The sequence below is a fragment of the Megasphaera sp. DJF_B143 genome, assembly GCF_900320625.1.
Lineage (GTDB): Bacteria > Bacillota > Negativicutes > Veillonellales > Megasphaeraceae > Megasphaera > Megasphaera hexanoica.
This window is the reverse complement of record NZ_ONTA01000014.1, coordinates 1-2523: the sequence shown is the minus strand read 5'-3', so window position 1 is coordinate 2523 and position 2523 is coordinate 1. Positions and strand designations below refer to the sequence as shown.

Sequence of the window (2523 nt, the reverse complement as noted above, 5' to 3'; positions counted from 1 at the left end):
GTTACACAAGGACTGCCGACTAAAGTCATTGGCCAGAATCTGGTTTATTACGAAAAAACAGATTCGACCAATTCATTGGCCAAAAAACTGGCCAATGAAGGGGCGGAAGAAGGTACGGTTGTCGTGGCAGAAGAACAGAGCGGCGGCCGGGGACGGCTGAATCGTTCCTTTTTATCGCCTTTTGCCCAGGGACTATGGTTTTCGCTTATCCTGCGCCCTCCTTTCCTGCCTATGGAAGTATCGAAGATGACTCTTCTCGCTGCCGTGGCGATCACTCATGCTCTGCGCCAGCAGGGACTGGAATGCGGAATTAAATGGCCCAACGATATTCTGGTGCATGATAAAAAGATTGTCGGTATTCTGACGGAACTCAACGCTTCTATGGAAAAAATCAATTATTTGATCATGGGCATCGGCATCAATACGGGCATTACGAAAAAAATGCTGCCCCGGGATCTGAAAAAGACAGTAACCAGTTTTGCCATGGAAAATATACCGGTAAACAGGACAAAGCTGCTGCGGGATGTTTTCTGTGACTTGGAACGTTACTATTTTGAAGCGGAAAAAGAAGGATTTTCTCCCATATTAGAAGAATGGAAGAAATTATCCTGCATGCTTGGTAAAGAAGTAGAAGTCGTCATGCCGGACCGCACGTTTTCCGGTGTGGCTTTTGACCTGGATGACAGTGGAAATCTGCTGGTCCGGACTGATAGCGGAGTAGAACGGGTCCTGGCCGGCGATGTCCGCGTCCGCCCGATTCAGGCGTAAAGGCAATTTTTCATAATTTTTATGGTACGTGCTCTGTCTTTTTATGGTAAACTCTGTTATCATATAGGAAGTGTGATACAGTGACAGAGACGGTTATTTCATCTGCCGTCTGTTGTATCGAATCGAATACAGAGGTGGATCAAACCATGCTATTAGTTATTGATGTAGGCAATACCAATATTGTGCTCGGGATCTTTGATGATAAGACACTTCTCGATCATTGGCGTATTTCGACAGATCGTCTGCGCACGACCGATGAATACGGCGTGCTCGTGCGCAATCTTTTCTATTTAAATCATGTGAATTCGGAAGAAATCGACGCTATCATTATTTCTTCCGTCGTGCCTTCTGTCATGCCGACTTTGGAACGGATGTGCCAGCGTTATTTTGGCATTGCGCCGCTTATCATCGGCCCGGGCATCCGGACTGGCATGGATATAAAATATGACAATCCCCGTGAGGTGGGAGCCGACCGCATCGTCAACGCTGTTGCAGCGTATGAATTATATGGTGGTCCGGTAATCATCATTGATTTTGGTACGGCTACTACGTTCTGTGCCGTCGATAAGAAAGGAGATTATCTGGGCGGGTCCATCTGTCCGGGTATCGGCATTTCGACAGATGCACTCGTACAGCGCACGGCTCTGCTGCCCCGTATCGAAGTGCGGCGCACAGAGCGGGTTATCTGCCGCAATACCGTAGAAAGTATGCAGGCAGGCGTGTATTATGGCTTTGTGGGCCAGGTGGATGGCATCGTATCACGGATGCGCCGTGAACTGGGGAGCAATGCCCGTGTCGTCGCAACGGGAGGACTGGCCGTCATTATTGCCCCGGCGACGAAATCCATTGATCTTGTCGAACCCATGCTTACCTTGGAAGGATTGAGAATTATCTATGAACGCAACCGCTAAGCCGTTTTATATCGGCACTGTGCGGCTTTCTGCGCCTGTGATACTAGCTCCGATGGCTGGTGTCTGTGATTTACCGTACCGCGTCATTGCTCATCGCTATGGCGCGGCTTTGGTTTGTACGGAAATGGTCAGCGACAAGGGGCTGCTGTATCATAATGTACATACGCAGGACATGCTGCGCATAGCGCCGGAAGAACATCCGGTATCCATGCAGATTTTTGGGGCCGACCCTCATACGATGGCAAAGGCGGCAGCTTCGGTAGAAGAAGCGGGTGCCGATATAATCGATATCAACATGGGATGTCCTGTAAAAAAAGTAGTGACCAATGGCGAAGGAGCGGCTCTCATGAGAGATCTTCCCCGGGCGGAAGCGATTATCCGTGCCGTCGTCCAGGCTGTATCCATTCCCGTTACGGTTAAAATGCGTACGGGGTGGAATGAGGAGGAATTTACGGCTCCGGAACTGGCAAAACGGGCAGAAGCGGCCGGGGCGGCTGCCGTTACGGTCCATGGCAGGACGAGAGAGCAGTTTTATAGCGGGAAGGCCGATTTGAAAAAAATCGCTGCCGTCGTCCGGGCTGTATCCATCCCGGTCATTGGCAACGGGGACATTATCGATGGACCGTCGGCTGCGCGGATGTTCGATGAGACAGGGTGCCAGGCCATCATGGTCGGCAGGGGAGCCCAGGGAAATCCCTGGATTTTTCCACAGATACGGGCTTATCTGGAATCGGGAACCATACAGTCCCCGCCGTCACCGGCTGAACGGTACCGGCAGATGCTGGAGCATTTCCAGGCCCTGCGGGCCTATAAGGGCGATTATACAGCTCTCAGGGAAATGCGT

At 50.9% G+C, this 2523-nt stretch carries 3 protein-coding genes; all 3 read left to right on the top strand.

The genetic code is table 11. From position 1 onward, the window contains the following. Positions 1-768 (top strand): biotin--[acetyl-CoA-carboxylase] ligase (locus DBO31_RS00310; RefSeq protein ID WP_150824155.1); only part of this gene is annotated, 768 nt, incomplete at its 5' end. 146 nt (positions 769-914) lie between these two features. Further along, a complete protein-coding gene (locus DBO31_RS00305) occupies positions 915-1679 on the top strand; it encodes a type III pantothenate kinase (RefSeq protein ID WP_059076712.1) in 765 nt (254 codons plus the stop codon). Continuing rightward, positions 1663-2523, top strand: an 861-nt coding sequence (gene dusB / locus DBO31_RS00300) for a tRNA dihydrouridine synthase DusB (RefSeq protein ID WP_150824154.1), incomplete at its 3' end; no start/stop codon positions are given. The genes DBO31_RS00305 and dusB, both read left to right, overlap by 17 nt.